The 1,255-nt window shown below is 66.9% G+C and carries 1 protein-coding gene; it reads left to right on the plus strand.

Features of this window, described 5'->3' with window-relative positions; genetic code table 11:
• On the plus strand, positions 1-1,255 hold a 1,255-nt coding region (locus J7E68_RS19330), incomplete at both ends, for an ABC transporter ATP-binding protein (RefSeq protein WP_215175159.1).

Below are 1,255 nucleotides of genomic sequence, written 5' to 3' on the forward strand. Positions count from 1 at the left end.
CCTCATGGTCTGGCTGCGCCGCCAGTTCGTGCTCAACCCGGCCACGCAGGTCGAATACAAGATGCGCACCGAGCTGTACTCGCGCCTGCAGACCCTGCCGGTCTCGTTCCACGACCGCTGGCAGTCGGGGCAGCTGCTGAGCCGCATGATGCAGGACATCGGCTTGATCCGCCGGTGGCTCGCGTTCGGACTCGTCCTGCTGGTGGTCAACATCCTGACCATCGTGATCGGCTCCGTGCTGCTGCTCCGCTGGCACTGGCTGCTGGGCGTGATCTTCATCGTCACCGCCATCCCGCTGTGGATCCGCGGCTACCTGTTCGAGAAGCGCTACGGTGCGCTCACCCGCCGCAGTCAGGATCAGGCCGGCGACCTCGCGACCAGCGTCGAAGAGAGCGTGCACGGCATCCGCGTGCTCAAGGCCTTCGGTCGCGGCAAGCACGCTCTCAGCCGCTTCAGCCGCCAGGCCGAGACGCTGCGCGAGACCGAGATGAGCAAGGCGGGCGCGATCGCGTCGATCTGGTTCTGGCTCGACCTCATGCCGCAGATCGCCTTCGGCCTCAGCCTGATGTCCGGAATCTGGCTGATCTCGCAGGGTGAGATCGATCAGGCGCAGCTGTTCGCGTTCTTCGCCATGGCCGTCGTGCTCCGCTGGCCGATCGAGTCGATCGGGTTCCTGTTCTCGTTCATGCTCGACGCGCGCACCGCGACCGACCGTGTGTTCGACATCTACTCCGAGACGAACTCCATCACCGACCCCGAGAACCCGGTGCACATCGCCGAGCCGCGTGGAGAGCTCGCCTTCGAGGCGGCGCACTTCCGCTATCAGGACGCGGGCGCGCACGAGCGCGATCTGCTCGACGGCATCGATCTGGTGCTGCGTCCGGGCGAGACGATGGCGCTGGTCGGTCTGACCGGAAGCGGCAAGACCACGCTCACCACGCTGCCGACGCGTCTGTACGACGTCACCGGCGGTCGTGTCACCCTCGACGGCGTCGATGTGCGTGATCTGCCGCTCGCCGAGCTGCGCCAGCACATCGCCATGGCGTTCGAGGATGCGACGCTCTTCTCGGCGACCGTGCGCGAGAACGTCCTGCTGGGTCGTGCTGATCTCGACGTGCACAGCGACGAGGCCGAGCGGGTGCTGCGCGAGGCCCTCGACGTCGCTCAGGCGGCATTCGTGGACGCGCTTCCCGACGGCGTCGAGACGGTGATCGGCGAAGAGGGACTCAGTCTCTCGGGCGGTCAGCGTCAGCGT

The sequence above is a fragment of the Microbacterium sp. ISL-103 genome, assembly GCF_018613995.1.
Taxonomy (GTDB): domain Bacteria; phylum Actinomycetota; class Actinomycetes; order Actinomycetales; family Microbacteriaceae; genus Microbacterium.